This is a genomic window from Streptomyces flavofungini (genome assembly GCF_041028215.1).
Taxonomy (GTDB): Bacteria; Actinomycetota; Actinomycetes; order Streptomycetales; family Streptomycetaceae; genus Streptomyces; species Streptomyces flavofungini_B.
The window spans coordinates 1-875 of sequence record NZ_JASKYR010001329.1; the positions used below are offsets into that span (position 1 = coordinate 1).

Below are 875 nucleotides of genomic sequence, written 5' to 3' on the forward strand. Positions count from 1 at the left end.
CCGCACCGCCACCACGCTCCTCGCGGACCTGCCCCGCCACGAGCCCCGGCTGCTGCTCGCCGAGCGGGACGTCCGCCGCCTCACCCCCGCCGTCGCCGCCTGGCTGGAACGCGGGGCCGCCCCCGACGCCGTACGCCGCACCCTGACCGCGAGCCTCCCGGACGACCTGGAATACCCGGCGGGACTGCTCGCGCACCGCCTCACCAAGCTGCTGCCTCCACCCCTTCCGGCTGCTCCGGTCTCCGCCCGCCCTGAACCACTCCAGAACTGCGACACCTGCGACCGCGCCTTCCGCGCCCCCGGACCAGGCCACTGCGGCGAGTGCCGCCTCACCGGCCCAGGCCACGCCTAGCATGAGAGCAACGATCCTGGCCCCCGGCCCCATGCGAGGAGCGAGCGCCGTGACCATCGCCCACAACAGCGCAACAGCCGAGAACAGCTCTCACCTCTACCGGGCCATGCGCGACTTCATCCGCACCATGGACGACACCCTCCCCGGCAAGTTCGAGGTGACCAAGGAAGGGATCGTGCACGACATGATGTCGCCGGGAGGGCCGCACGAAGTGACGGCCGCCCATGTGAGCCGCCGCCTGGAGAAGGTCATGCCCGACGACCTCCTGGCGCACAACGGCACGCCCGACGTGGAGGACGAAGCCGAGGGGATCATGCGGCATCCCGATGTCATGGTGATCGCTTGGCAGGACCTGAACGTCGAGGGGTCCATCGAGCCGCGTTCCGTCATCGCCGCCATCGAGATCGTCTCCCGCTCCAACCCGGACAACGACTGGGTCACCAAAATGCGCGACTACCCCCTGGTCGGCATCCCGGTCTACGCACTCTTCGACCCGCGCACGGGCACCGGAACCGTCCTCACC

The 875-nt window shown here is 70.3% G+C and carries 1 protein-coding gene and 1 pseudogene; both read left to right on the plus strand.

The window, feature by feature from the left end; translation table 11 throughout:
• Window positions 1–352: pseudogene (locus AB8Z36_RS40820) on the plus strand (helix-turn-helix domain-containing protein); the annotation flags it as partial.
• A gap of 106 nt (window positions 353–458) precedes the next feature.
• On the plus strand, window positions 459–875 hold a 417-nt coding region (locus AB8Z36_RS40825; RefSeq protein WP_369218395.1), incomplete at its 3' end, for a Uma2 family endonuclease.